Origin of the sequence: Paraburkholderia kirstenboschensis, assembly GCF_904848585.1 — a bacterium.
In the GTDB taxonomy this organism is placed as follows: Bacteria; Pseudomonadota; Gammaproteobacteria; order Burkholderiales; family Burkholderiaceae; genus Paraburkholderia; species Paraburkholderia kirstenboschensis.
This window is the reverse complement of record NZ_CAJHCR010000004.1, coordinates 466,897-492,598: the sequence shown is the minus strand read 5'-3', so window position 1 is coordinate 492,598 and position 25,702 is coordinate 466,897. Positions and strand designations below refer to the sequence as shown.

Genomic DNA, 25,702 nt, shown 5'->3' with positions numbered 1-25,702 from the left:
AAAAACGAAAGCCGCCGGTGAGGCGGCTTTTTTCGCTATACGAGTGCGGGCAAGCCTTCGACCAGCACGACTGCGAACATTACGCCGAGCAGCGCGCCCAGCACGCGCAGCGCGTTGTGCCGCAATTCCGTCTTGCAAGGAAGCGCGCCTACGAACAATGCCCCGGCAAGCGCCATCGGAATGACCAGAATGAAATCGCCGATCGTGAAATAGGTCGTCATACCCGTCTCCTTTTGTATTCGCGGCGCAATGAGCGGCTCTCGTTCAGAGTCGCGCGCTGCAACGCTCGATTTGAGTATAGGTGACGGCTGAGCCGGCGGAGGCGCGTCCGGTAACTCCCCGACGTTTATTCGCAATCCGTAGAAGCCAACTGCCGCAAGGCTTCGCGCGGTTGCCGCGACGCAGCAAACGCAGCCCAAAGGTGTGAAGCGTTTGCTTACGCGCCCCTTACTTTTTGGCCTCTTTCGATGCAGCTTGAATCACCGGCGAACTGAGCGATGAGACAGTCGCGGATTCGCCGGCGGCATTCAAGCCTGATCGAGCCGGCGCAATCTGAGCGTCGCCAGCACGCCGATCGCGAGCAGTGCGCAGACTAATCCCGCAACGCCGTTCCAACCGTAACCGGCCCACATGTGGCCGCCGTACGAGCCGATCAGGCTCGAGCCGATGTAGTACGCAAGCAGATATAGCGCGGCCGCCTGGCCTTTGGCCTCTTTCGCGAGACGCCCGACCCAGCCGCTTGCGACGGCGTGCCCCGCGAAGAAGCCGAACGTCACGCATGCGATGCCGCCGACAATCGCCGAAAGCGGACTCAACATGGTGAGCGCGAGGCCCAAGGCCATCAACAGCAAGCTCGCCGTCAGCACCCGAGCGCGGCCGAATGTGTCGGCCATGCGCCCCGACCACGGCGACGCGATGACGCCCGTCAGATAGACCACGAAGATCGCGCCGATCTCCGTTTGACTCAACCGGTACGGCGGCGCGAGCAGCCGGTAGCCGATGTAGTTGTACAGCGTGACGAAGCTGCCCATCAGCACGAAGCCGAGCAGAAACAGCAGGGGCAGGCCCGGCCGTCTGAATTGCCTGACGAGCGCGCTGCGATGATGCGTGAAGCCGAGCCCGCGCCGCGGCACGAAATGACGCGACGGCGGTAGCAGCGCGCGAAACGCGAGCATCGACAGAATGCCGAGCACGCCAATCGTGCCGATTGCGACGCGCCACGAAAACAGATCGGCGACGATGCCCGTAATCACCCGCCCCGCCATCCCGCCGATTGCGGTGCCGCCGACATACAGGCCCATTGCGAGCCCCAAGCCGTCGGGATGCACTTCTTCCGCGAGATAAGCCATTGCGACGGCCGGCACACCGCCGAGCGCGAGACCTTCGAGCGCGCGCAGCACGAGCAACTGGTGCCATTGCGGCGCAATCGACACGCCGATGGTGAGGAGCGCGGAGACGGTGAGCGACATCGTCATCAGCTTGTGACGGCTCCAGCCTTCGGAGACGAAGCCGGCCATGAAGATGGCGACTGCCAGTGCGGCCGTAGTCAACGAGACAGTAAGACTGCTTTGCGCAGGCGTCACGTTGAATGCCGACGAAAACGACGGCAGCAGCGGCTGCACGCAATACAGCAACGAAAACGTGGCATAGCCCGCGAACAGCAATGCGATGCTGGCGCGCCAATAAGCGCGGGTGCCGCGTTCGAGATAGGGCGTGTCGGAGGTGTTGGGCACGGCAGAGAGCAAAAGAGCAGGAGGCGACACGAAGCAGATGAAGAACCGGCAGCGATGTATCGGGTGCGGCGCGATGGTGGTCGACGCGCGCGAGACGACGCTCGTGCAAAGCAGTTAAGGATACGCTGAAAATGGCGCATGCGTGCGCCGCAAACGCGCGAGTCGCGCCGACGCCGCACGTTTTTGATATCTCTGCCCACGAGGGTTTATGATGGTCTCGTCGCGATGCCGCGCGTCTCGACGAATAAAGCGAAACGACGGGCGAAGCGCCCTCAGTTCCCGCTTTCCAAGGCCCCGCAAAACGGGAACAATGACTCGAAGCTCTCACGTGTATTCACGCGCAGCTATTTGGGTGCGTACGCAACGTTACCGGCGAAGCGGCGCTTTTATCATCACCTTGACCGGCACGAACTTATAAAGCCGGCTATGGGAGAACGGGGAAACATCATGCAAATCGGTTCCATTGTCCGATCAGTGCATATCGCCGTGCCGCAAGGCGCGCGCGGAATCGTCATGCGCATTCTCGGCGACATGGCCATGGTGGCGTGGTATGCCGGCGAGCCCGGCGCTTCGCCGCAGCTGAACACTGAACCCTTTTTCCTCGAAGACCTTATCGACACCGGCGAACTCGTGCGTCCGTCAAGCGCGCAGATGCATTAAAGCGTTCATGGTTCGGCGCGTCTGTCGCCTGGCGGCAGACGCGAGCCGCAGGTTGAACCGCGCTCGTCTTTGACGGCGGCGCGGCGCACAATGCGGGCATGAACGACATTCTCGATCCACAGGACGGCGCAGACCGCGCCGTGCCTTTCGCCCGGCTCCAGCCGGAAATCGTGCTCGACGCTCTCGACAGCGTGCTCGCCACAGCCGGCGTGCGCACCGACGGGCGTATGTTGCCGCTCAACAGCTACGAGAACCGCGTGTATCAGGTGGGCGTCGAAGACGGCCCGCCCGTCGTCGCGAAGTTCTATCGCCCTGAACGCTGGAGCGACGCCGCCATTCTCGAAGAACACGCGTTCGTTGCCGAACTGGCTGCGCGGGAAATTCCCGCTGTGCCGGCGCGTGCCTACGAGGGCCGCACACTGCATACCTTCGACGGTTTCCGTTTCTCGATCTTCGAGCGTCGCGGCGGACGTGCGCCCGATCTCGACCGGCGCGATACGCTCGAATGGCTGGGGCGTTTCATCGGCCGCATTCACGCCGTTGGGCAGACGCAGGACTACGCGGAGCGTCCCACGCTCGACATTCAAACGTTCGGCTTCGAACCGCGTGACTTTCTGCTCGCCCACCGCTTCATACCCGACGACGTGCGCGCCGCCTGGGAAACCGTCGTCAATCTGGCGCTGGAGGGCGTGGAACGCGCATTCGAGCGGGCAGGCGAGATCCGCAATCTCCGCATGCACGGCGACTGTCATCCGAGCAACGTGTTGTGGACCGACGCGGGCCCGCATTTCGTCGACTTCGACGATAGCCGCATGGGTCCGGCCGTGCAGGATTTGTGGTTGCTGCTGCCCGGCGAGCGCGCCGAGGCATCGCGTGCGCTGGCGGATCTGCTCGCCGGTTACGAAGACTTCTGTGACTTCGAGCCGCGTGAACTGCATCTGGTCGAAGCGTTGCGCACGCTGCGGCTGATTCATTACCAGGCGTGGCTCGCGCGCCGTTGGGACGATCCGGCGTTTCCGGCCGCGTTTCCGTGGTTCAACACGCAACGTTATTGGGAAGACCGCATCCTCGAAATGCGCGAGCAACTCGGCGCGATGCAGGAAGGGCCGTTGTGGCCGGTGTGAGCTTTTTGCCGCGATTGAGCAAATGCGCCAATTGTGTAATGATAGCCATTCTCAATTGAAGGGCATCGCCAGCTTCCTGTCACATTTCTCCTCCTCTGTGACTGCCAGCCAGCCTCTCAACAGGACGGCTCTGGACCGCAAGCCGGAGTTGTCCGCTCTCTCCTTCAGAATTCCGTCGCCGCCCGTCTCTGAGCGCGCTCCCTAACTGCGCGCGGGCGGCGGCTTAACCTGCTGTGCCTGGAGCATGATGTGAACGCGCCTGATTCGATCGATATGAAACCTGCTGCCAATGGCGCCTCGCGATATGTCGCCCATGAACAGCCGCCCGGCCATCATCTGATGGACGGCGCCGAGCAGGCAGCGCGGCGTCAGCGTTCGCGGCGCGCGAACTTCATCAAGTGGCTGCGGAAAGTGCATGGCTGGGTCGGCTTGTGGGGCGCGGTGCTCGGACTCATGTTCGGCGCAACCGGCTTCCTGCTGAACCATCGCGCGGGGCCGATGAAGGTGTCGACCGGACAGCCGCAGGTCGAGGAGTTGCAAATGGCCGTGCCGGAAAAGCCGTTTCATTCGCCGATGGACATGGCGAAGTGGCTCAAGGGCGAACTGAAAATCGACGGCAAACCCGGCAGGATGAAGCGCGAGCCGGCGCATCCGGTGGCTTGGGGTGATCGCAACACGATTCAGCCCGAGTTCTGGCAGATTGCATTCGCCGCGCCCACGCAGAACGTGCAAGCCGAGTACTGGGTGGGCAACGGCTTCGTCGCGGTCAAACGCACGCAAAATTCCTTCCTCGCGACGATGACCAATCTGCACAAGGGCGTGGGCTTGAGCATCGGATGGATGCTGCTGGTCGATACGATCGCCGGCTCGCTCATCCTGCTTTCGCTGACCGGTGTTCTGTTGTGGACCGAACTGAACAAACGCCGCGTGGTAGGCGTCGTGCTGATCGGCGGATCGGTGATCGCAGCCGTGGTTTGCGGGTTGATGTAAGAAGCCGCCGGGCGTCAGCCAGCCACGTGTCTGAATGCCCGAGCGTCGAGACGACTACGCGCTACAGGCTTCCCCGCCGGAAGCCGCAATTTCCCGCGCTGCCTTCGCGCCTTCGACCTTGAGCAGCGTCGGCAACGAAACGCCGTTTTTCGCCGCCGTCACTTCAGCGAGAATCGACACGGCGATTTCAGGCGGCGTGCGGCTGCCGATATAAATGCCGACCGGCCCATGCAACCGGGCCAGTTCCGTGTCGCTCAGGTCGAACTCTTTGAGCCGCTCGCGACGCGCCTTATTATTGCGCCTCGAACCCAAAGCGCCGACGTAGAACGCCGGCGTCTTGAGCGCTTCCATCAGTGCGAGATCGTCGAGCTTCGGGTCGTGTGTGAGCGCAATGACCGCGCAGCGCTCGTCGAGCTTCATGTCGAGCACGGTGTCGTCGGGCATGGTCCGCACGATCTTCGTGCCGGGGATGTTCCACTCTTCTGTGTACTCCTCGCGCGGGTCGCAGACCGTCACCTGATAGTCGAGACCCACGGCGATATTGCACAGATAGCGCGACAACTGTCCCGCGCCGATCACGAGCATGCGGTAACGCGGACCGTGAATCGTCAATAGACGCTCGCCGTCGAAATGCACGCCGTCTGTTGCGAGCGCCTTGCCGAGCCGCGCTTCACCCGAGTTCATGTTCAGTTCGCGCGCCACCAGCCGGCCTTCTTCCACGGCATTGCAGAGTTCGGCGATATCGCTTCGCGGCGTCAACGGCTCCAGCACCAGTTGGATCGTGCCGCCACAAGGCAGTCCGAAGCGATGCGCCTCTTCTGCCGAGATGCCGTATTTGACCGCCTCGGGATGCGCCTGCTCGATGCCGCGTTGCCGCACGCGATCAATCAGGTCGTCTTCGATGCAGCCGCCCGACACCGAGCCGACTACGAGTCCGTCGTCGCGTACCGCGAGCATGGCGCCCTCGGGGCGCGGCGACGAGCCCCACGTTTTCACCACCGTCACCAGTAGCGCGCGATGTCCCTCTTCCAGCCAACGTGCGCTGGTCTTCAGGACTTCGAGATCCACGCTGTCCATGATTTCTTCCTCTTCGTTGCATCGCCGCCGGACTCGCCGTCCGCGGCCTCGGTCGATGCCGTATTGTGCCCCGCCGCGTCGGTGGCTGCAGCGCCACCGTCATCTTCAGGGTTTTCATCGTCGACGGCACTGGCGCCTTCACCCTCGAATCGTGCCCCGAAGCGCTTGAAAAACTCGCCGGCGATCTTGCGCGCCGCGCCGTCGACGAGCCGCGAGCCGATCTGCGCGAGCTTCCCACCGACCTGCGCGTTCGCGGTGTAGCTGAGCTTTGTTGCAGCTTCGCCGTCGGCTTCGAGCGTGACTCGCGCGTTGCCCTTTGCAAAGCCAGCCGCGCCGCCCTGGCCTTCGAACACGATGTTGTACGCGTTGGGCGCGTCGATATCGGTCAGTTGCATGCGTCCTTTGAAGCGCGCCTTGACCGGGCCGACCGCGGCGCTCAACGCCACCAGGTACGCATTCTCGCCGTCCGGATCGATGCTTTCGCAGCCTGGAATGCAGGCGCGCAAAACCTCGGTGTCGTTCAGCGCATCCCACGTACGCTGTTGCGAAACCGGCAGCGTATGAGTTTCGGTCAGTTCCATGGACTTGCTCCCGCGGTGGACATGGCAACCACGTCCCGACGCGGCGCGCGCGTGAGTTGCGCGAGGTCGCGGCCGAACGCTGCCAGGCTGTCTAGATTATGAACCGGACGATGCGCGTCGACGTAGGGCAGGATTGCCTGCACGCCGCGCGCCTTCGGAGAAAAGCCGCTGAAACGCAGCAGCGGATTAAGCCATACGATACGGTGCGCGAAGCGGCGCAGACGGGCCATTTCTACCTCGAGCACGTCGATCGCTTCGTGATCGAGGCCGTCGGTCACGAGCAGCACCGTTGCGCGGCCGGTCAGCACGCGCCGCGCCCAGCGCCGGTTGAATTCGGCGAGCGCCGCGCCGATTCTCGTACCGCCCGACCAGTCGACAACCTGTTCGGTGAGCGCGGCAATCGCCACATCCGGATCTCGCTCACGCAATGCGCGGGTCGCGTTGGTGAGGCGCGTGCCGAACAGGAAAACCTGCAAGCGTTCGCGCGACTGCACGAGCGCGTGGCAAAAATACAGCACCGCGCGCGAATAACTGCTCATCGAGCCGGAGATGTCGAGCATCAGGACGAGCGGCGGCTTGCGCTCGACCACCGCGCGATATTTCCACACGGTCCAGTCGCCGCCCGCGCGCACCGCTTGCCGCGCACTCGCGCGCAGGTCCGCGTGCGTGCCATGCGACGCGGCCTTCAGGCGGCGCGTCGGCTCCTTCGCAAGCGGAAGACGCTGAGCGCGAATCAGATGACGCAGCGTGCGCCATTCATCGGCGGAAAGGGTGTCGAAATCGCGATGACGCAGCCGCTCTTCCGCGCTGAAGGTGACGTGCGCGCGCAATTCCTGTTGCTCGGTTTCCTGCGGGCCGGGCGTATGCGGCGAGGGCGGCGCGCGGACTGCGAGCGCGTCGGCGAGACGGTTGTTGCGTCTGGGCGGCGGAAGGCCGTCGCGCACCTTCGGCAGAAGCAGCGCACGCAGCTTGCCTTCCCAATCCGGATCACGCCAGAAAAGCTCGAACGCGGCGTTGAAGAGCTCGCGCTCGTCAGGCGCGGAGACGAGCGATGCGGCTAGCGCTGCGCGCACGTCGTCGCGGCGGCGCAAGTCGATCCAATGCAGGGCGGCGAGCGCATCGACGGCGTGTGCGGGCGACATCGGCAGGCCCGCGCCGCGCAGCACGCGCACGAAATGCACGACGTTGCGGGCGAGCGTTGGCGTGTCGGCAGGAAGTGGCGCGGCGGGATCGACAGCGGCGGCTGTCACGCGCTGAGCGCGCGGCGCGTCGTCGGCGCCCGTGCCTGCGCCTCTGCCTGTGCCTGTGTCGTCAACGGAGGGTGGCGTCGTCATGCTCGCTATCCCGGCGCGGCGAGACACTGGGCGATTTGATCCGCGTCGACACGCGCCAGATCGTCCTGATACTTGAGCAGGACACCTAGCGTGTTCTGCACCGATTGCGGGTCGAGTTCCGTGACCGAAAGTGCTTCGAGCGCGCGGCACCAGTCGATCGTTTCGGCGATGCCCGGCGCCTTGAACAGATCCATGCCGCGTAGCCGGTGCACGAAGTCGACCGCGCGCCGCTGCAACTCCGCCGATGTCTGCGGCGCGCGCGCCGCGACGATCTCAAGCTCGCGATCCCGCTCCGGATAGCCGATCCACTGATAGAGACAACGGCGCTTCAACGCGTCGTGCACTTCGCGCGTGCGGTTCGACGTCATTACGACGAGCGGCGGCTGCGCCGCGCGCACGGTGCCGTATTCGGGAATCGACACCTGGAAGTCTGAGAGCAGTTCAAGCAGGAACGCTTCGAACGGCTCGTCTGCGCGGTCGATTTCGTCGATCAGCAGCACGCGCCGCGCGCCCGGATGATTTTCGTCGGGCATCAGCGCTTGCAACAACGGGCGCTTGAGCAGGAATTCGCCGCGATACAGCGTGTCGTTATCGGGCCGGTCGCCGGCGGCTTCGGCAAGACGCAAGGCCATGATCTGCCGCGGATAGTCCCATTCGTACAGCGCGCTCGCCGTGTCGAGCCCTTCATAGCATTGCAGCCGCAGCATCGACGTATCGAGCATGCCGGCTGCGGCCTTGGCAAGTTCCGTCTTGCCGACGCCCGGCTCGCCCTCGACGAACAACGGCCGGTCCATGCGCAGCGCGAGATACAGCGCCGTCGCAAGCTCGCGGCTCGCGAAATACCGTTGAGCGGCGAGTTGCGCGAGGGTGTCGTCGATTGAAACGGGGTGCATGGCGTTCCTGAATCTGCGCGCTGTCTGCTTGTGAAGTGCAGCGTGAATGAAACGTGAAGCGCGTTCGTTGCGCGATACAGCATGCCTTGGCGAATGCGAGCGACTGACGTGCGCGAGCTAAAGGCTCGACACGTCAGCAGCCAATAGCAAGCAAGACTAACCGTTCGCCTTCGCCACTGCTCGCGCCGCCAGAACGGGGATCAGATGCGCGCGATATTCTGCGCTCGCGTGCATGTCGTCGTTCAGATTCGCCGACGGCACGCTGACCGCTCGCGCCGACTCCGGCGTGAAGTTCGCCGACAACGCGCTTTCCAGCTCGGGCACACGAAAGACAGACGCCGCCGCGCCCGTGACCGCAACGCGCACACCGCTTGCGAACTTCGCGACGAACACGCCGACGAGCGCGAAATGCGACGCGGGATTGCGGAATTTCTCGTAGGCCGCACGCTCGGGCACCGGAAACTCGACGGAGACGATCAACTCGTCCGGTTCCAGCGCCGTCTCGTACATGCCGACAAAGAAATCGCTCGATGCAATGCGCCGGCGCTGCGTGACGATGGTTGCGTCCAACCCCATCGCGGCAGCCGGATAGCAGGCCGCGGGATCGTTGTTGGCGAGCGAGCCGCCCAGCGTGCCGAGCGCGCGCACCTGGCGGTCGCCGATATGCGCGGCGAGATCGGCGAGCGCCGGCGACACGCGCCGCAACTCGGCGTGATCGGCGACGTCCGCATGACAGACGGCCGCGCCGATCGTGACCGTGTTTGCGTCGACGGCGATCGACTTCAGCGCGGGAATGCGCGTCACGTCGATCAGTTGCGATGGCTGCGCGAGACGCAGCCGCATGGTGGGCAACAGGCTTTGACCGCCGGCGAGAAACTTGGCATCGCTGTCTGCAGCAATGGCTGCGGCGGCCGTTTGCGGATCTGTCGCGCGTTGATACTCGAATGAATACATGTCGAATGCTCCGCTCAGGGTCTCAATGGGCTGTCTGCTTGGCGGCGTGAATCGCCGACCATACGCGATGCGGCGTTGCCGGCATTTGCAGATCGGTCACGCCCAGGGGCGCGAGCGCGTCGATGATCGCGTTGATCACCGCCGGCGGCGAACCGATCGCGCCTGCTTCGCCACAGCCTTTTACGCCGAGCGGGTTGTGTGTGCACGGCGTGCCCTTCGAGGTTTCCACGGTGAAGTCCGGCAGGTCCGACGCATGCGGCATCGCGTAGTCCATATACGAGCCCGACAGGAGTTGGCCGCTTTCGTTGTCGTACACGCAGCGTTCGAGCATGGCTTGCCCGATGCCTTGCCCGAGTCCGCCATGAACCTGGCCTTCGACGATCATCGGATTGATCACGTTGCCGAAGTCGTCCACAGCGGTGAACTGCTGGATCTGGCACACGCCGGTGTCCGGATCGACTTCGACTTCGCAGATGTACGCGCCCGATGGATACGTGAAGTTGCTCGGATCGTAGAACGCGCTTTCTTCGAGGCCGGGTTCAAGCACGTCGAGCGGATAGTTGTGCGGCACGTAAGCCGCGAGCGAAATCTCGGCGAACGCCTTGGTGCGATCCGTGCCCGCAACACGGAATACGCCGTCTTTGAACTCGATGTCTTCCGCCGCGGCTTCGAGCAGATGCGCGGCGATTTTCTTCGCCTTGGTTTCGATCTTGTCGAGCGCCTTCATGATCGCCGAGCCGCCCACCGCAATCGAGCGTGAGCCATACGTGCCCATGCCGAATGGAATGCGGCCGGTGTCGCCGTGGACGATCTCCACGCTTTCGAGCGGAAGGCCGAGCCGGTCGGCGACCACCTGCGCGAAGGTCGTTTCGTGACCCTGGCCGTGACTATGCGAGCCGGTAAACACGGTGACCGAACCGGTCGGGTGCACGCGAATCTGCCCGACTTCGAAGAGACCCGCGCGAGCGCCCAACGCGCCGGCAATATTCGACGGCGCGAGTCCGCACGCTTCGATGTAGCACGAGTAACCGAGGCCGCGCCGCTTACCGTTCCTTTCGGATTCCTGCCTGCGCGCTTCGAAGCCTTTGACATCGGCGAGTTCGAGCGAGCGCGCGAGGATCGTCTCGTAGTCGCCGGTGTCGTAGGTGAGGCCAACCGGCGTCGCATAAGGAAATTCGCGGATGAAATTGCGGCGGCGAATTTCCGCCGGATCGAGCTTCATCTCGCGCGCGGCCGTTTCAACCAGACGTTCTACCACGTAGGTCGCTTCGGGGCGGCCCGCGCCGCGATACGCATCGACGGGAACGGTGTTGGTGAAAACGGCTTTCACTTCCGCGTAGATCGCGGGCGTCGCGTACTGGCCTGCGAGCAGCGTCGCGTACAGGATGGTCGGCACGCTGGAGGCGAACGTGGACAGATACGCGCCCATGTTCGCGATGGTGTGAATGCGCATGGCGAGGAACTTGCCGTCGGCATCCATTGCCAACTCGGCTTTCGTCACGTGGTCGCGACCATGCGCGTCCGACAGGAAAGCTTCCGAGCGCTCGGCGGTCCATTTCACGGGGCGGCGAATTTTCTTCGATGCCCACGTCAGCGCGACGTCTTCCGCATAGAGGAAAATTTTCGAACCGAAGCCACCGCCGACGTCCGGTGCGATCACGCGCAATTTCGACTCAGGCAATGACAACACGAAAGCGGCCATTAGCAGACGCTCGACGTGCGGATTCTGATTTGCGACATAGAGCGTGTAGCTGTCGTCCTGCGACGAATAGCTCGCATTGACGGCGCGCGGCTCGATCGCGTTCGGCACGAGCCGGTTGTTGACGATGTCGAGCGTCGTGACGTGTGCGGCTTTGGCGAAGGCGGCGTCGGTAGCGGCTTTGTCGCCGTGGCCCCAGTTGTAGCAGACGTTGTCCGGCACTTCGTCGTGAACGGCCGGCTGGCCTGCGTCGGCTGCATGCGCGGTATCGACCACAGCGGGCAGCACGTCGTAGTCGACTTCGATCAGTTCGGCGGCATCTTTCGCGGCCTTGATCGAATCGGCGATCACGAGTGCGACCTGATCCCCGACATGGCGCACTTTCGTATGCGCGATGATCGGATGCGGCGGCTCGTTCATCGGCTTGCCGTCGGTGCTGTGAATCAACCAGCCGCACGGCAGGCCGCCGACATTTTCCGCGGCCATGTCCGCGCCGGTGAAGATCGCGACCACGCCGGGCGACTGTTTCGCCGCGGTCGTGTCGATGCTGTTGATCTTCGCGTGCGCGTGCGGCGAGCGCAGAAACACCGCGTAGGTTTGCTGCGGTAGCAGGATGTCGTCGGTGTACTGACCGTTGCCGGTCAGGAATCGGTAGTCTTCCTTACGTTCGACGGAAGCGCCGATCAGGCTGTGAGTTTCGGGTGCGTTCATCGTCGACTCCTCAGGCGGTGGCCGCTGCGTTGGCGTTTGCCGATGCATTCGCATCGGCATTTGCGGTGGCGTTCGCTGTGCCAGAGGACTTCATGCCTTCGGCGCCTTCGAGCACTGCCTTGACGATGTTGTGATAGCCAGTGCAGCGGCAGAGGTTGCCGTCGAGTTGCGCGCGGACGTCGTCGCCGGTGAGATCTGGCTGACGCTGCACGAGCGAGATAGCGCTCATCACCATGCCGGGTGTACAGAAGCCGCATTGCAAGCCGTGACAGTGTTTGAAGGCGGCTTGCATTGGATGCAGCGCGCCGTCTTTGGCGAGGCCTTCAATGGTGGTGATGTGCGCGCCGTCCGCTTGGGCCGCGAGGATGTTGCACGATTTGATTGCGCGGCCGTCGAGGTGGACGGTGCATGCGCCGCATTGGGCCGTATCGCAGCCGACGTGCGTGCCGGTGAGCCGGAGCTGATCGCGAAGGAACTGGACAAGCAGGGTGCCGGGCTCGACTGAAGCGCTGATGGGCGCGCCGTTCACCGTCAGACTGATGCTGATCGCCATGAAGTTCGTCTCCTTATGGGGTGAAACCGGACCGTTTTGTTTTTGCCTTCAGCCTGCCTTCGTGGGCCCGATTAGGGTGCTGCGGTTTTTATGAGTCTGCCGAAAAGTAAAGCACAAATCGGGCGGGCGCGCTATGAGGGGTTTTTTGCCCGCCCTCGGTAATGAACCGCTACCTGGCCAAATGCGACCGGCGACGCGAGTACCCGAAATAAATCACCATCCCAATCAGAAGCCACACTACAAAAGCGACCCACGTCACCGCTTGCAGATTCGCCATCAAAAACAGACACGACGCGACTGCGAGCACCGGCACCACCGGCACACCAGGGCACCGGAACGCCCGCGGCAATTCAGGATGCGTCTTGCGCAAGACGAGAACCGCAATCGACACCATCGAGAACGCTGCCAGCGTGCCGATGTTGATCAGTTCAGCCAGCACGTTCAGCGGCACCAGAGCCCCAATCAGCCCGAAGAAAATGCCGACGAGCCATGTGGTGAAGAACGGCGTCGCAAAGCGCGGATGCACGCGCGAAAGCCGCGCCGGCAGCAAGCCGTCGCGTGACATCGCGAAGATCACCCGGGTCTGGCCGTAAGCCATCACGAGGATCACGGTGAGCATGCCCAGTACCGCGCCAAGGTCGATGAAGCCCGCCACCCACTTCTGACCCGCCACCTGCAACGCGTACGACACCGGATGTGAAATGTTCGCGAACTGCGCCGACGGCACGATGCCGGTCACGACCGCCGCGACCGCCACGTACAACACTGCGCACACGCCGAGCGACGCAATGATGCCGATGGGCAGATCGCGCTTCGGGTTTTTCACCTCTTCGGCGGCGGACGACACCGAGTCGAAGCCGATGAACGCGAAGAACATCACCGCGGCCGCGCCGAATACGCCGTTCCAGCCGTTCGGCATGAACGGATGCCAGTTGGCCGGCGTCACGTGAAACACACCCACGGCGATCACCAGCAGCACCACGACCACCTTGATCGCGACCATGATGTTGTTGATGCGCGCGGATTCGCGCACGCCCACCGACAACAGCGCGGTGATCGCCATCATCACGAGGAACGCGGGCAGATTGAAGAGGGTTTCGTGGCCAGGCAGCGCGCCCGGCGCCGCCGTAAGCGCGACCGGCAGCGAAACGCCAAAGCCCGACAGCAGCGATTGCAGATACCCCGACCAGCCCACGGACACGGCCGAGGTCGCGAGCCCATATTCGAGCATCAAGTCCCAGCCGATGATCCACGCGGCCAGTTCGCCGAGCGTCGCGTACGAATAGGTGTAGATGGAGCCCGCGACCGGAATCGTCGACGCGAACTCGGCATAGGCCAGCGCGGCAAAGCCGCATGCCACTGCGGCGATCAGAAACGAGACCATCAGCGCAGGGCCGGCCTGCACCGCGCCCGTGCCCGTGAGCACAAAAATGCCGGTGCCGATGATGGCGCCGACGCCGAGAAACGTCAGGTCGAGCGCGCCGAGCGCTTTTTTCAGGCCGGCATTCTGAGCGCTCGTCGCGATCATGTGCTCGACGCTCTTCTTGCGAAAGAGGGACATTGGCGGGGGTCTCCAGTAGTGCACGCGTGTCGCGCGCCGAATGTCGGGGAAACCCGCAATTTTAGCGGATGCGCGCCGTATGCACCTTTTTGGGACGCGCTGTTGAACTGGTCTTGCCGGTGTTCAATTGCCTAACGTCGCGCGGTGGCGGCGAAGCGATAACGAAGCGGCAAGAGCGATAGCAGACCGGAGTTCAGCCCGCCATCGCCGGATTCAGGTCGATGAGGCGATTGCTCATCACGTAGAAAGTGAGTTCCGCGTTGTTGCGCAGCTTCATCTTCTCGAGCAGACGGGTGCGATACACGCTCACCGTTTTCACCGACAACGACAGTGCTTCGGCGATGTCGGTCAGCCGCTTGCCCGAAGCGAGCATACACAGCGTCTGGTATTCACGGTCGGAGAGCTTTTCGTGCGGCAACTGTTCGCCGTCGAAAGAGACGTAATCGGCTAGCGCCTCCGCCATCGCCGGGCTCACGTACTTGCGGCCCGCGGCGACCTGCTGGATCGCGCCGATCATCTGCGCGGCGTCGACGGTCTTCGACAGATAGCCCGCCGCGCCGGCCTTCAGCGCCCGCACCGCGTACTGATCCTCGCGGTACATCGAGAACATCAGCACCGCCACGCGCGGCGCCTTGCGCTTCAGGCGCTTGAGTACTTCCACGCCGTTCATGTCCGGCAGCGAAATGTCGAGCAACACGACGTCGTAGCTCTGGCTGGCGACGGCGTCGAGCGCTTCCGCGCCGGTTTGCGCCTCGCTGACCTCGCGCGCCACGCCGCGGTCGAGCAGCAATTGACGCACACCCTGGCGGACCACGGCGTGATCGTCGGCGAGCAGGATGCGCAGGCTCATGACGGCTCGCTCACGATTGCACCGCGCGCAGTCCGGCGTGCCCGTCGGCGAGCATCGCGTCCCACGCGAAGCGCGCACGCACGCGCGTGCCGCGCGAGCCGTCGCTGCTGTCACCGCGCGGGCTATCGTTCTGGCCGCGCCGTGCAGTCACGCGCAGCGTGCCGTCGAAGGCGGCGCAGCGCGCCTTCATTCCGCTCAAGCCGAAATGGCCATTGCTCCGCTGGGCGTTGCGCGAAACGCCGATACCGTCGTCGCAGACGATCAGAGTGAGATGGCGGCGGCTTGTCTCGATGCGGACGTCGGCGGATTGCGCGCGTGCATGTTTGGCGACGTTGTTCAGCGCCTCCTGCGCGACGCGGAACACGGCCAGCGCCGCGTCGGCGGGTAGCCGCGTGAGGCGTACGTCGGCCGCGCAGACGAAACTCGTGCGCAACTGCGTGCGGGCGGCGAAGTCGCCGGTCCATTGCGCGAGCGCGCCGACGATGCCCGCTTCGAGCGCCGGCGCGTGCAGCTCCGCCACGGCTTGACGCGTTGCGGTGCAGACGGCGTCGAGCGAGCGGTTCGCGACGGCGAGCGCGGCCGAGCATTGTGCGGGAGCGTCGGCGGGTAACCACGTTTCAACGCCGGCAAGTGCAAAGCGCGTTGCGGTCAACTCGGCGCCCACGCCGTCGTGCAGCTCGCGAGCAACGTGGCGGCAAGCCGCTTCCTGGGCCCTGACGAGTTCGGTGGAAAGTTCGCGCACCCGTGCGCGCAACCGCGCCAGTTCGCGCTCAGCCGACTCAGCGGTCAGGCCGCTCTCGCCGAAACCGTCGCGCAGCAACGGGGTTGACGAATGAGCGGCTAATCGGACGACAGTCGACGTATCCATGACTTTCTCTCAGGAAGCGGCGCGGACAACGAAAGAGTGGCGCATCGGCGCCGCAAAAACGAAAGAACGCATAAGGTCTCAGGCCATCGCTGACGGGCCGTATCAGAGAAGCCGGACAGGCAAATTCACTACCGGCAACGTAACGAAATTTACATTCAGTAACAAGCCGGGCGTACCACGTGCCACCACAAAATCAACCGACAGTGCGCCGCGATCATATCTCAAAAATGGGAAAAATACAGGCCCACAAAGGGTTAGAGCGGATATCTAGCGCAATGGTCGACGTCTTTGATCAGCGTTTTGTAGGAAGAATTCCGACGTCTAACGTCAAATCTGTTACGTCGAATTGTAACTGCGAAAAAAAAGGAGCCAGAAGGCTCCTTTTTCTTGATTTGCGGCATGGGCCGCGAAAAATCCGCTTAACCGACGAACGCTTTTTCGACCACGTAATGGCCCGGCGCATTGTTGCTGCCCTCCTGGAAACCGAGGTCGTCGAGCAGTTTGCGCGTGTCGCGCAGCATGTGCGGGCTGCCGCAGAGCATCACACGGTCGTCTTCTAGTGAGAAGCCCGGCACGCCGAGGTCGGCGAACAGTTTTTCGGTTTCGATCAGTTCGGTGATACGGCCGCGGTTCTGGAACGGCTCACGCGTGACGGTGGGGTAATACAGCAGCTTTTCCTGCACCAGTTCGCCGAGGTGCTCGTGCGCCGGCAGGTGGTCGGTGATGTATTCCTTGTACGCCAGTTCGTCGACGAAACGGCACGTGTGCGTGAGGACCACGCGCTCGTAACGGTCGTAAATGTCCGGATCTTTGATGATCGACATGAACGGCGCGAGGCCCGTGCCCGTGGACAACAGCCACAGCGTCTTGCCCGGCAGCAGGTTGTCGGCCATCAGCGTGCCGACCGGCTTCTTGCCGATCAGCACCTGGTCGCCCACCTTCAGGTGCTGCAAACGCGACGTGAGCGGGCCGTCCTGCACCTTGATGCTCAGGAATTCGAGATGTTCTTCGTAGTTCGCACTTGCGAGGCTGTAAGCGCGGATCAGCGGCTTGCCGTCGACTTCGAGGCCCACCATCGTGAACTGGCCGTTTTCGAAACGGAACGACGGATCGCGCGTGCAGGTGAAGCTGAAAAGCGTATCGGTCCAGTGATGGACGCTCAGGACGGTTTGTGAATTGAGGTTGCTCATGGCTTCTTGGATAGTGCGAAAACAAAGGCGGCCAGTCGTTCAAGCCGGCCGGCACGGCAAGGGCGATGCTGCGCTCACCCGCGAACGGGAAGTGCGCGCAATCCATTATTTTACCGCGCCCGCAGCCGGTGGGCCGTGGCGCGGCGATCGGGCGCGACAAATACGGGGACAAGCGCCGCCAGAAGCGCGGCCAAAAGCGTTGCGGCGAGCGCCGATACAGCGGTCCGAGCGACGGTTATCAGCCCACGGTCGTCAAGCGGATTACTGGTTTAGAAGCGCCCGCGCCGGGTCTGATTGCGATCGGCGGCGGGAAAACCTGGCGTGATTGCAGCCGCGCTTCACCACGGGTACGGCGATGGGCGAAAGCCGCGCAGGGCGGTCGCCATTGGCTGTCGGCTTGCGCCGGATAGGTGCGCCGCGCGGCCAACATTTTCGGGATGATACCGAAACCTGCCGTGCGGCGCAGCATAGACCCTGCCGATAAAGCAGGCAAACGCGCCAGAAAAAAGCCGCGCAAAGCAGCCTGACGACGCACGATGACGGCGGCTCGTCGGCTCGGCCCACCGCCACTCCCTATCCACTCCACCGCCGCCTAACTCTGCGCCTGCACCGCCATCCGCTTGTTACCCCTTTGCTTCAGCACTCTGGCTTGCAAAACGATGACGAGCAGCAGAAACACGCCCCGAATCACCGATTGCCAGTACGCCGACAGGCTGATGAACCCGAGGCCGTTCTCGAAGTTCAGCAGGTTGAACACGAGGCCGAGCAGCAACACGCCGGCAATCGTCATCGCAATCGAGCCTTCGCCGCCCGTGAGCAGTGTGCCGCCGAGCACGACTGCGGAGATCGCGAACAACTCCCAGCCGACGCCTTCGTTCGGCTGCCCCGCGCCGAACTGCGCGGCCAGGATCACGCCCGCCATGCCGGCGAGCAGGCCGCTGACCGCATAGGCCATCACGAGTGTGCGGTCCACGTTCAGACCCATCAACCGCGCGGCTTCCTCACTTCCGCCGATGGCGAGCGAATGCCGCCCAAAGCGCGTGCTGCGCAGCGCAAGCCAGCCGGCCACGGCGACCAACGCGGCGACGATCCCAGGAATCGGTAAGCCGAACAGATCGCCTTGGCCGAAGTTGGCAAAATTCGAATCCGAGGCGATCGACACCGCATCGTTCTTGCCGAGCAGCAACGCGACGCCGTGTGCGCCGAGGCTCGTCGCGAGCGTCACGATGAAGGGCAGAATCTTCAGCCGCGTGATGATGACTCCATTCAGCACGCCGGCGGCGAGCCCGGCCGCGCACCCCGCGACCACGGCGACCCAACCTCCGTGCGCGCTCGCCATTGCCGCTACGACGCTCGACATGGCCGCGACCGTGCCCACCGACAGGTCGATGCCGCCCGTGATGATCACGAACGCCATGCCGACCGAGATGAGCGCGAACATCGAGTTGTAGCGCCAGAAGGAAGTGATGTTGTACGCCGACGCGAAATGCTCGTAGCGCACGAGGCCGAGCACGACGAGCGCAACCAGCGCGAGCAGGATAGGCAGATTCTTTTTCATCGCGACGAGGTCCCTGGCGTTAGCGCGAGCGCCGCTGCACGTACACTGCGGCGACGATAATGCCGGCCTTCACCACCAGCGCGGCCGCATCGGGAATGCCGTGCGCGAGCAACGTGTAGCGCAGCAACTGGATGATTAGCGCGCCGACCAGCGTGCCGCCGATAAACGCCTTGCCGCCGGTCAGCGCCGTGCCGCCCACCGCGACCGCGGCGATTGCATCGAGTTCGATGCCGAGCCCGACCACGTTCGCATCCGAAGAAGAATTGACGGAGATCGAAATCAGCCCGGCGAGTCCCGCCAGCGCCGCACACAGCGTATAGGCGATCAGCTTGACGCTCGCCGTCGGCACGCCCGACAGATAAGCCGCCTTCTCGTTGCCGCCGGTGATCAGCAGATACTGGCCGAACAGTGTCTTACGCACGACCCACGCGAATGCAACCACCAGCGCGAGCATGAGGAGCACCTGGAACGGCACTCCCGCAACCTTGCCAAGCGCGATCCACTGGAAGGCCGGCGTATTGAAAGCCTGCAGGCTGCCGTCGGTGACGACTTGCGCAATGCCGCGTCCGGCAATGAAAAGCACGAGCGTCGCAACAATCGGTTGAACGGCGAGCCTTGTTACCAGCAGTCCGTTGAAGACACCGCACAACGCCGCGGCCAGCACCGGCAGTACAAACGCCAGCGCGATGCCGCCGGGTCCAGGTATGTTGAGAAAGAGCATCGGCGCGAGCGCGCCCGAGATGGCCATCGATGCGCCGACCGACAGGTCGATGCCGCCTGTCGCGACCACGAGCGTCATGCCGATGCCGACGATCACGATCGTCACCACTTGCGTGAGATTCACGTTGAACGTCTGTAGCGACCAGAAATGCGGCGTGAAGATCAGGTTGAACAGCACCATCGCCAGCAGCACGATCACTTCTCGTTGCATCGCGAGGCGCCGCCAGTTGCGCACGGTGGTGGCCTGGGAAGCGCGCGGCGCATTTGCCGGCGAGCTTGCCTGCTGAGGCGCAGCTTCGCTGCCGGCTTGCGGCCCGGCATGCCCGGCCTGCGGCTCGCTTTGCAAAGACTCCTGGTCCAGCTTAAACACCATGACGGTCGCCCTCCAGCGCGTCTTCGATATGTGCGGCATTCGCCGTCTGTGCCGCTTCGGCCAGCTGCGAACTGCTGTCGCCGCCGTAGGCGATGGCGTCCATGATCGCGCTCTCGCTCATCTCGGCGCCGTTCAGTTCCGCGACGGTCCGGCCGTCGCGAATCACGACCGCACGGTCGGCCACCGCCGTCAGCTCTTCCAGCTCCGAAGCGGACATGAGCACGGCGAGGCCCGCGTCGCGCAATTCGCGCACGATCTTCGCGACGTCCGCCTTCGCACCCACGTCGATGCCGCGCGTCGGTTCGTCGAGCAGCAGAAGCGATGGTTCGGCGGCGAGCCAACGCGCAAGCAGCACCTTCTGTTGATTGCCGCCCGAGAGTTCGCGGATCGGTTGATCGGCGGAACGCAGCTTGATGCCGAGCGAAGCAATGAAGCGGTCGACAATCGCCTGCTGCTTCTTCACATCGACGATGCCGTTTCTCGTCAGCGTGCGCAGACAGACGAGCGTGAGGTTGTCGCGCACCGATAGTTCCGGAACGATGCCTTCGGCCTTGCGGTCTTCGGTTAGATAAGCGAGACCGCGCGCGATCGCGTCTTGCGGCGATTTCAGCGTCACCGTTGCACCGTCGATCGAGACCGACCCGCGTTCCAGCGGATCCGCGCCGAACATCAGCCGCATGGTTTCAGTACGCCCTGAACCGAGCAGGCCCGCCAGACCCACGGCTTCGCCCGCATGGACTTCGAGCGAGACGTCGCTCACTTTCGGATGCGCGCCGAGATCGCGCGCGGCGATGGCCTGCTTGCCGCGTCGTGCGAGATTCGCTTCGCGTGCCGCGGGATCGTCGTGGACGACGGCAGCGAGCGTACGGCCGAGCATCGTTGTCACGAGTTGCAGTTTGTCCATCTCAGCCATCGTGCTTTGCGCGACCGTCTGGCCGTCGCGCATCACAGTGACGCGGTCGCACAGCGCATACAGTTCGTCCAGCCGATGCGACACGAATATCACCGCGCGCCCGTCGTCGCGCAGCTTGCGGACCACGGTGAACAGCAACTCCACTTCGCGTTCGTCGAGCGACGAAGTGGATTCGTCCATGATCACCATCTTCGCGTCGGAGGAAACGGCGCGCGCGAGCGCCACCATCTGCTGGATCGCGGTCGAATAGCGGCCCACCGGTTTCTTCACATCGATATGCAGGCCAAACGAGTCGAGCAGTGCGGCGGCGCGATGCTGCACCGTGCGCCAATCGATCAGACCGAAGCGGCGGGGCTCGCGGCCAAGAAAAATGTTCTCGGCCACCGAGCGGAACGGCACCAAGTTGATCTCCTGATAGATCGTGCTGATGCCGGCTTCGCGCGCCTGCTTCGGTGTGCGGAAATCGACTTCGCGACCCTCGAAGCGCACGCTGCCCGAGCCGCGCCGATAGGCGCCGGTCAGGATCTTGATCATGGTTGATTTGCCTGCGCCGTTCTGGCCGATTAGCGCATGCACTTCGCCCGCCGCGACGCTGAGATTCGCGCCGCGCAACGCGGGCACGCCGCCAAAGCTGATGCCGATGTCCCGCATCTCGAGTAATAGCGGACGCGTAGCTGGAGACTGCGAAGGCTGCGGGGAGTGTGGCGTGTGCGTGCCGGATTGCGTCACAGGTGTCCTCCTGATGCGCGTACAGCGGTCGACGTTTTGCGCCTGACCATCTTACGCTGCATAAAAGCGAAGCGACGGTCCGTGGTTCACGGGCGCGTCGCTTCGAACCCTTCCGTCATCCGCTTGCAGAGGAGACTGTTTCAAGGCGGAGACTTCTTGCTGCCTGGTTGCCGAGCTTCGCCAGCAATACCGTCAATAGCCGTATTGCATGCTCTGCTGCACGTTGCTCTTGTCGTAGAAACGGTCCGACACCTTGACCCAGGTCGGGATCTTTTCACCCTTCGCGTAACGCTGTGCGACGTCGCAGGCGAGCGGCCCGAAGAACGGGCTCGACTGCACGCTCGCACCCAGTTCGCCGGCGGCGATTGCATCGAGTCCGCCCTTGGTGCCGTCGATTGTGACGATCTGGATGTCTTTGCCCGGCTGCTTGCCCGCCGCCTTGATTGCGGCGATCGCGCCGAGCGCCATCTCGTCGTTGTGCGCGTAGACGGCGGTGACGTCCGGATGGGCCTGCAGCAACGTTTCCATCACTTGACGGCCCTTGTCGCGAGCGAAGTCGCCGCTTTGCGACGCGATGATCGTCATGCCCGGATTCTTTGCAATGATTTCGTCGAAGCCCTTCTTGCGATCGTTCGCTGCGGACGCGCCGGTAGTGCCTTCGAGCTCGATGATCTTCGCCTTGCCGCCCGTTGCCTTGATGAGCCAGTCTGCGGCGCGATGACCCTGATCGATGAAGTCGGAGCCGATAAACGTGATGTAGTCGCGGCCCGCAACCGCCACCGACTGATCGACGTTACGGTCGACCAGAATCACCGGAATGCCGGCCTTCTTCGCCTGCAGCACCACGGGTGCAAGCGGCTTTTCTTCACGCGGCGGGAACACCAGCAGATCGACGTGCTGCGCGATCATGCTCTGAATGTCGGACACCTGCTTGGAGTTGGAGCCGTTGGCGTCGGTCATCACGAGCTGCCAGCCGCATTTCGCGGCCACTTCCTTGAAGCTGCGTGTTTCCGCGAGGCGCCACGGGTTATTGCTTTCGGTCTGCGCGAAGCCGACCTTGAGTGGAGTCTTGCCGGGCAGTTTGGGCAGCGCGTCGTCCGCGTGCGCCGCGATCGCACCAAGACCCGCGCCGAGACCGACTGCCAGAGCCAGCAGCGAACCCGCCAGCGGACGAATCTTCTGCGTGCGCGCATTTCTGCGCGCCTCTTTGTTTAGCAACGCCATGTCTTCCTCCAGTACCTGGTGAGGTGTATTTTGCTTTTTGATTTTCCTGCCGCCCGACAACTTCGCCACGACCGGGCCTGTCGATTATTTCATCGCGAATTATTATCGGTCAATCACTAATAATATTAGTCATGGGCTTTTTCGCCTCGGTAATTACCCGCACTGACGCACGTTCGACCAACGGTCCGTCGAGCTTCACCACACGATGCCGCACCGGCGCACCGGCCGCCCGGTTGTGTTCTTCCTGAAGCAGGGTTTCGACAGCCCAACGTCCGAGTTCGTAGTTCGGCAGCACCACCGTGGACAGCGGCGGATGCGTATGGCGCGCGATCTCCTGGTCGTCGTAACCGAGCACGGAGACGTCTTCGGGAACCCGCAGGCCGAGCTGCTTCAGCGCTTCGATTGCGCCGATCGCGGTCAGGTCGTTTGCGCAGAAAATCGCTGATGGCGGATTGGGCTCGCGCATCAGCGAAAGCGTCAGTTCGAAGCCGAGTCCGGAGCTCCAGTCGCCGTCGCGCACGAGTTCGGGCGCATAGGGCAGATCGGCCGTTGCCAGCGCGGTGCGATAACCCTTGAGCCGGTCTTTCGACGCATCCTGCCATGGCTCGCCGTTGATATAGCCGATCCGCCGATGCCCGGCTTGCAGCAGGTACTCGGTGGCCAGATGACCGCCCGCGACTTCGGCGGGCACCACGGATGAAAAACCACTGTCGCCCGTGTAGCAGTTCAGAAGCACGGTCGGCACGCGGGAGAGCGCGGCTGGCGGCGTCACCTTGCGCGTATAGACGGTCGCATAAATTACGCCGAGCACGTGCGGGTTCGACAACGTTGTGTCGAGAACCTGCTTTTCGATGTCGGCGTTGCCGTGCGTCGAATAGACCGCCAGCATCTTGCCGCTCGCGTAGGCCGCGTCGCGGGCGCCGTCCACATTGACGACCGGATGCGGGCTCGTCGAGATTTCATCGGCGAGATAGACGATCAGATTGCGTTCGTCGCTCGATGCCGCGACCGGCGCGCGCGGCGAAAGCCGGTAGCCGAGGTCGTGCGCGGCCTTGAGAATCTTCTTGCGGGTGTTCTCGGAAAACTTCGCGCCGGTCGCGTTGTTGAGCACCAGGGAGACAGTCGATTGCGACACGCCGGTGAATTTGGCGATGTCGGTCATGGTGGGACGGCGTTGAGTCGATTTTTTCATTGTGCGGGCCGCGCTGCAGCGGCGCTAAAGCGAAGACATGCTGAACATTCTGTGCTGACGGTACCACTAATAATATGCGCGCGGCAACGCGCGCTAACCCGTCACACGAGGCGCAGGCCGTAGGACATCGTGCAGCCACGCAGACCTGATTATTACTAATAATATTGACCGACACGCCCTGGCGTGCGATTCTGCGACGCGCGGACCTTACGATCCGCACGGACCGCGCAGAGTGTGCGGTACATCGACGCTAACAGCGTCCGCGTTGTCGCCGTCTTCGCGCGATGCCACGTTTTCTCTCTCACCATGCCCGACGTTTCCGCCAATCCTAAGCAGCCCGCTGCAACCGATCTTGCCTGGCTCGACGATCCTTCCATCGCGTCGCAGCTTGTCACGCTGACGGCCGGCACGCTACGGCTCGTAATCGCGCCTGCCATTGGCGGCGCGCTGGCTGCTTTCTACGAGAGCACGCCGAACGGTCCTATGCACTGGCTGCGGCCCGCTTCGCATGCCGCATTCGCTGAGCAGGACCCGTTGCGCATGGCGAGCTTTCCGCTCTTTCCATATTGCAACCGGATTCGCGATGCGCGCTTCGGATTCGATGGCGCCACAGTCGATCTCAGCGGTAACGACCCGCGCTTCGCGCACGCGCTGCATGGCAATGCGTGGCGACGTCCGTGGCAAGTAGCCGCGCTGATGCAAAGCTCGGTGGACCTGCATTTCGAGCACGAACCCGATTCGCGCATTGCCGGCGATTGGCCGTTCCGCTATTGCGCGCGGCAGCGCATCGAGCTCACCGATCAGGCGTTGCGCATCACGCTGTCCGCGCAAAACCTGGCCGGGCGGGCGATGCCTTTCGGCATGGGACATCATCCGTACTATCCGCGCACGCGGCAAACGCGGATCTACGCCGATGTAAAGGCGATGTGGCACGCCGACGCTCACGTGCTGCCGACGCATCTCGGCGAGCATCCGGCTGTCGATGCGTTGCGCGGCGACGGTCTCTCTCCGGATGCTTTCGATCTGGACAACAACTTCGCAAACTGGGCACGCGAGGCGACGATTGCATGGCCCGACGAACGCCGTCAATTGACGATGACCGCCGAGGCGCCGTTCGACCATATGGTGATTTTCGCGCCCGCGAACGACCCGCAGCTATGCGTGGAGCCGGTGACGAACACGACGGATTGCTTCAACGCGTCGGGCCCGCGTGAGCATGTGGGCGGCTGCGTGCTGCAACCGGGCGAAGAGCTCGCGGCCACGGTGACATGGACGCCGAAACGAATCTAGCCGCTTGGGCGTGGAGTCTGCGGGAGCGTTTTACGCGCTACCGCGCTATAGAAAGGAGCGGGCGCACCGCCCCCGCAACGTCGATACACACGCCGTCATTCGACACGCAACCGCGCCATATACGGCAGATGATCCGAGAGCCACGCGGTCTCCTGCGTCGGCTGGATCCACTCAATCGGCTTCATGCCGCGGATAAACATCTTGTCCAGCGCGAGGGCCGGCGAGAAGGCCGGGAAGGTGCGGCCGGATTCGCCAAGCAGTGTGGCGACTTCGTGCAGCCCGTGTTCGCCGAAAAGCGGCACCGAGTCGTTGCGCCAGTCGTTGAAGTCGCCGGCCAGCACGAGCGGGCCGTCCGGCGCTTCCTTCGCGATCCAGTGAGCGATCCAGTTCATCTGACGCAAGCGCGCCGAGCGCGTGAGGGCAAGGTGCGCGCACAACAACGTGACCGAATGTCCGCCGAACGTTGCGCGCGCGACCAGCAAGCCGCGTTTTTCGAAGCGATGCGCGGAGATATCCCAACGTCCGCCGAGATCGAGCGGATGCGGCGACAGGATCGCATTGCCGTGCCGCCAGGACGGCTTGAACACGTTGGGTCCGAGCGCGATTTCCAGCTGGAGCGCCCGCGCGATTTCGGTCGCCTGGCAATGCCACACATCGCTTAGCGGTTCGGCAACCGGTGCGCCGAAACTGCTCCCCAGCACCGGCGACGGCATGCGCCGCGCCATTGCTTCCTGGAGGAAATAGGCGTCGGCCTGGGTCGACTGAACCCAGCGCTGCATGGCCTGCCAGGCTTGAAAGCCGAGCGGTGTTCGCCCTTTGTGAAGGTTCCAGCTCACCGCCACAAAATCTTTGGGTGCTGTGCTTTCGCGGATCAATTCTTCGGGGTTTCGCATGCCGCGTTATCCACGTGTTCTGTTTTCGGGGC

At 63.5% G+C, this 25,702-nt stretch carries 24 protein-coding genes; 5 read left to right on the top strand and 19 right to left on the bottom strand.

Annotated features, from left to right (window positions below; genetic code table 11):
- Positions 1-35 precede the first annotated feature (35 nt).
- Entirely contained in the window at positions 36-221 is a 186-nt protein-coding gene (locus JMY24_RS14920; protein WP_020067230.1) for a hypothetical protein, read from the bottom strand.
- A gap of 306 nt (positions 222-527) precedes the next feature.
- Positions 528-1,733, bottom strand: coding sequence for an MFS transporter (locus JMY24_RS14915; RefSeq protein WP_128594060.1), 1,206 nt, complete (start codon positions 1,731-1,733; stop codon positions 528-530).
- A 447-nt stretch (positions 1,734-2,180) separates the two neighbouring features.
- Between JMY24_RS14915 and JMY24_RS14910 the strand changes: the two genes are divergently transcribed.
- From JMY24_RS14910 to JMY24_RS14900, 3 genes are all read left to right on the top strand, one after another.
- Positions 2,181-2,393: a hypothetical protein gene (locus tag JMY24_RS14910; protein ID WP_006050502.1), complete on the top strand. Its 213-nt coding sequence runs from the start codon at positions 2,181-2,183 to the stop codon at positions 2,391-2,393.
- 98 nt (positions 2,394-2,491) lie between these two features.
- Positions 2,492-3,517, top strand: a complete 1,026-nt coding sequence (locus tag JMY24_RS14905) for a serine/threonine protein kinase (protein ID WP_128594061.1) — start codon at positions 2,492-2,494, stop codon at positions 3,515-3,517.
- Between the two features lie 249 nt (positions 3,518-3,766).
- Positions 3,767-4,507, top strand: a complete 741-nt coding sequence (locus JMY24_RS14900; protein ID WP_128594062.1) for a PepSY-associated TM helix domain-containing protein — start codon at positions 3,767-3,769, stop codon at positions 4,505-4,507.
- A 54-nt stretch (positions 4,508-4,561) separates the two neighbouring features.
- Here the strand turns inward: JMY24_RS14900 and JMY24_RS14895 are convergent, their stop codons facing one another.
- The 11 genes from JMY24_RS14895 to JMY24_RS14845 all read right to left on the bottom strand — a co-directional run bounded on the left by JMY24_RS14895 (position 4,562) and on the right by JMY24_RS14845 (position 16,778).
- Positions 4,562-5,584, bottom strand: a complete 1,023-nt coding sequence (locus JMY24_RS14895) for an XdhC family protein (protein WP_128594063.1) — start codon at positions 5,582-5,584, stop codon at positions 4,562-4,564.
- Entirely contained in the window at positions 5,557-6,165 is a 609-nt protein-coding gene (locus JMY24_RS14890; RefSeq protein WP_201702320.1) for a CoxG family protein, read from the bottom strand. Before JMY24_RS14890 ends, JMY24_RS14895 begins: the two co-directional genes overlap by 28 nt.
- Entirely contained in the window at positions 6,156-7,499 is a 1,344-nt protein-coding gene (locus tag JMY24_RS14885) for a vWA domain-containing protein (protein ID WP_236597405.1), read from the bottom strand. The genes JMY24_RS14890 and JMY24_RS14885 overlap by 10 nt, the downstream gene beginning before the upstream one ends.
- A 5-nt stretch (positions 7,500-7,504) precedes the next feature.
- Positions 7,505-8,392: an AAA family ATPase gene (locus JMY24_RS14880; RefSeq protein ID WP_128594064.1), complete on the bottom strand. Its 888-nt coding sequence runs from the start codon at positions 8,390-8,392 to the stop codon at positions 7,505-7,507.
- A gap of 156 nt (positions 8,393-8,548) precedes the next feature.
- Positions 8,549-9,346 (bottom strand): FAD binding domain-containing protein, encoded by a 798-nt coding sequence (locus JMY24_RS14875; protein ID WP_128594065.1) that lies wholly within the window; start codon positions 9,344-9,346, stop codon positions 8,549-8,551.
- A 22-nt stretch (positions 9,347-9,368) separates the two neighbouring features.
- On the bottom strand, positions 9,369-11,756 hold the full coding sequence (locus JMY24_RS14870; RefSeq protein WP_128594066.1) for a xanthine dehydrogenase family protein molybdopterin-binding subunit: 2,388 nt from the start codon (positions 11,754-11,756) through the stop codon (positions 9,369-9,371).
- A 10-nt stretch (positions 11,757-11,766) separates the two neighbouring features.
- Complete coding sequence (locus tag JMY24_RS14865; RefSeq protein WP_128594067.1) at positions 11,767-12,309, bottom strand: (2Fe-2S)-binding protein; 543 nt, start codon at positions 12,307-12,309, stop codon at positions 11,767-11,769.
- Between the two features lie 169 nt (positions 12,310-12,478).
- Positions 12,479-13,870, bottom strand: coding sequence for an amino acid permease (locus tag JMY24_RS14860; protein WP_201702319.1), 1,392 nt, complete (start codon positions 13,868-13,870; stop codon positions 12,479-12,481).
- Positions 13,871-14,063: 193 nt separating this feature from the next.
- Positions 14,064-14,720, bottom strand: coding sequence for a response regulator transcription factor RqpR (rqpR, locus tag JMY24_RS14855; RefSeq protein WP_201702318.1), 657 nt, complete (start codon positions 14,718-14,720; stop codon positions 14,064-14,066).
- Positions 14,721-14,730: 10 nt separating this feature from the next.
- Positions 14,731-15,588: a sensor histidine kinase gene (locus JMY24_RS14850; protein ID WP_201702314.1), complete on the bottom strand. Its 858-nt coding sequence runs from the start codon at positions 15,586-15,588 to the stop codon at positions 14,731-14,733.
- A gap of 419 nt (positions 15,589-16,007) precedes the next feature.
- Positions 16,008-16,778, bottom strand: a complete 771-nt coding sequence (locus JMY24_RS14845) for a ferredoxin--NADP reductase (RefSeq protein ID WP_020067214.1) — start codon at positions 16,776-16,778, stop codon at positions 16,008-16,010.
- A gap of 65 nt (positions 16,779-16,843) precedes the next feature.
- Here JMY24_RS14845 and JMY24_RS14840 point away from each other — a divergent pair, with 65 nt between their 5' ends.
- Entirely contained in the window at positions 16,844-17,188 is a 345-nt protein-coding gene (locus tag JMY24_RS14840) for a hypothetical protein (RefSeq protein WP_201702312.1), read from the top strand.
- Between the two features lie 182 nt (positions 17,189-17,370).
- Here the strand turns inward: JMY24_RS14840 and JMY24_RS14835 are convergent, their stop codons facing one another.
- The 5 genes from JMY24_RS14835 to JMY24_RS14815 form a co-directional block, all read right to left on the bottom strand.
- A complete protein-coding gene (locus JMY24_RS14835; protein WP_128594068.1) occupies positions 17,371-18,336 on the bottom strand; it encodes an ABC transporter permease in 966 nt (321 codons plus the stop codon).
- Between the two features lie 19 nt (positions 18,337-18,355).
- Entirely contained in the window at positions 18,356-19,429 is a 1,074-nt protein-coding gene (locus JMY24_RS14830) for an ABC transporter permease (protein WP_193424926.1), read from the bottom strand.
- Complete coding sequence (locus JMY24_RS14825) at positions 19,419-21,071, bottom strand: sugar ABC transporter ATP-binding protein (RefSeq protein WP_128594069.1); 1,653 nt, start codon at positions 21,069-21,071, stop codon at positions 19,419-19,421. Before JMY24_RS14825 ends, JMY24_RS14830 begins: the two co-directional genes overlap by 11 nt.
- A gap of 192 nt (positions 21,072-21,263) precedes the next feature.
- Positions 21,264-22,295, bottom strand: a complete 1,032-nt coding sequence (locus JMY24_RS14820; RefSeq protein ID WP_128594070.1) for an ABC transporter substrate-binding protein — start codon at positions 22,293-22,295, stop codon at positions 21,264-21,266.
- Positions 22,296-22,404: 109 nt separating this feature from the next.
- Positions 22,405-23,457 (bottom strand): LacI family DNA-binding transcriptional regulator, encoded by a 1,053-nt coding sequence (locus tag JMY24_RS14815; protein WP_128586222.1) that lies wholly within the window; start codon positions 23,455-23,457, stop codon positions 22,405-22,407.
- A gap of 336 nt (positions 23,458-23,793) precedes the next feature.
- On the opposite strand from JMY24_RS14815, the gene JMY24_RS14810 reads away from it, so the two are divergent.
- Positions 23,794-24,777 carry an aldose 1-epimerase gene (locus JMY24_RS14810; protein ID WP_128594072.1) on the top strand — a complete coding sequence of 328 codons (984 nt, stop codon included), beginning with the start codon at positions 23,794-23,796 and terminating at the stop codon, positions 24,775-24,777.
- 95 nt (positions 24,778-24,872) lie between these two features.
- Here the strand turns inward: JMY24_RS14810 and JMY24_RS14805 are convergent, their stop codons facing one another.
- Positions 24,873-25,670, bottom strand: coding sequence for an endonuclease/exonuclease/phosphatase family protein (locus JMY24_RS14805; protein WP_128586220.1), 798 nt, complete (start codon positions 25,668-25,670; stop codon positions 24,873-24,875).
- Positions 25,671-25,702: the final 32 nt, after the last annotated feature.

Coding starts and splice junctions, on each gene's coding strand:
- JMY24_RS14920 (WP_020067230.1), bottom strand. CDS start 221: ATGACGACCTATTTCACGATCGGCGATTTCATTCTGGTCATTCCGATG.
- JMY24_RS14910 (WP_006050502.1), top strand. CDS start 2,181: ATGCAAATCGGTTCCATTGTCCGATCAGTGCATATCGCCGTGCCGCAA.
- JMY24_RS14905 (WP_128594061.1), top strand. CDS start 2,492: ATGAACGACATTCTCGATCCACAGGACGGCGCAGACCGCGCCGTGCCT.
- JMY24_RS14895 (WP_128594063.1), bottom strand. CDS start 5,584: ATGGACAGCGTGGATCTCGAAGTCCTGAAGACCAGCGCACGTTGGCTG.
- JMY24_RS14890 (WP_201702320.1), bottom strand. CDS start 6,165: ATGGAACTGACCGAAACTCATACGCTGCCGGTTTCGCAACAGCGTACG.
- JMY24_RS14885 (WP_236597405.1), bottom strand. CDS start 7,499: ATGACGACGCCACCCTCCGTTGACGACACAGGCACAGGCAGAGGCGCA.
- JMY24_RS14880 (WP_128594064.1), bottom strand. CDS start 8,392: ATGCACCCCGTTTCAATCGACGACACCCTCGCGCAACTCGCCGCTCAA.
- JMY24_RS14875 (WP_128594065.1), bottom strand. CDS start 9,346: ATGTATTCATTCGAGTATCAACGCGCGACAGATCCGCAAACGGCCGCC.
- JMY24_RS14870 (WP_128594066.1), bottom strand. CDS start 11,756: ATGAACGCACCCGAAACTCACAGCCTGATCGGCGCTTCCGTCGAACGT.
- JMY24_RS14865 (WP_128594067.1), bottom strand. CDS start 12,309: ATGGCGATCAGCATCAGTCTGACGGTGAACGGCGCGCCCATCAGCGCT.
- JMY24_RS14860 (WP_201702319.1), bottom strand. CDS start 13,870: ATGTCCCTCTTTCGCAAGAAGAGCGTCGAGCACATGATCGCGACGAGC.
- rqpR (WP_201702318.1), bottom strand. CDS start 14,720: ATGAGCCTGCGCATCCTGCTCGCCGACGATCACGCCGTGGTCCGCCAG.
- JMY24_RS14850 (WP_201702314.1), bottom strand. CDS start 15,588: ATGGATACGTCGACTGTCGTCCGATTAGCCGCTCATTCGTCAACCCCG.
- JMY24_RS14845 (WP_020067214.1), bottom strand. CDS start 16,778: ATGAGCAACCTCAATTCACAAACCGTCCTGAGCGTCCATCACTGGACC.
- JMY24_RS14840 (WP_201702312.1), top strand. CDS start 16,844: ATGCTGCGCTCACCCGCGAACGGGAAGTGCGCGCAATCCATTATTTTA.
- JMY24_RS14835 (WP_128594068.1), bottom strand. CDS start 18,336: ATGAAAAAGAATCTGCCTATCCTGCTCGCGCTGGTTGCGCTCGTCGTG.
- JMY24_RS14830 (WP_193424926.1), bottom strand. CDS start 19,429: ATGGTGTTTAAGCTGGACCAGGAGTCTTTGCAAAGCGAGCCGCAGGCC.
- JMY24_RS14820 (WP_128594070.1), bottom strand. CDS start 22,295: ATGGCGTTGCTAAACAAAGAGGCGCGCAGAAATGCGCGCACGCAGAAG.
- JMY24_RS14815 (WP_128586222.1), bottom strand. CDS start 23,457: ATGACCGACATCGCCAAATTCACCGGCGTGTCGCAATCGACTGTCTCC.
- JMY24_RS14810 (WP_128594072.1), top strand. CDS start 23,794: ATGCCCGACGTTTCCGCCAATCCTAAGCAGCCCGCTGCAACCGATCTT.
- JMY24_RS14805 (WP_128586220.1), bottom strand. CDS start 25,670: ATGCGAAACCCCGAAGAATTGATCCGCGAAAGCACAGCACCCAAAGAT.